Below are 248 nucleotides of genomic sequence, written 5' to 3' on the forward strand. Positions count from 1 at the left end.
GATACCTTGCCTACTCTTTGGGGGGAGATACTGAGTAATTCTTCTCCTTTAGCATCAAATTGCTTGATATTTCCCTGACTATCTGCAGCATAGACATTGCCTTTATTGCTGATAGATACGGCAGTTACGCGATCTATGGGATGAGTTTTCAATAGTTTCCAGCTACTGTCTTGAGCGAAGCTCCCAATGAAGGAAATCATCAAGAAAAGAGAGAGAAAGGCTTTCATTTTTCAAAAGTATCTAAGCTG

Annotated in this window: 1 pseudogene; it reads right to left on the minus strand. The window is 40.3% G+C overall.

Going from position 1 to position 248, the window contains the following annotated elements:
- Positions 1-227 (minus strand): annotated as a pseudogene (locus I5349_RS13950) (hypothetical protein); the annotation flags it as partial.
- Between the last annotated feature and the right edge of the window lie 21 nt (positions 228-248).

This window comes from Penaeicola halotolerans, assembly GCF_016464625.1.
GTDB classification, from domain to species: Bacteria; Bacteroidota; Bacteroidia; order Cytophagales; family Cyclobacteriaceae; genus Penaeicola; species Penaeicola halotolerans.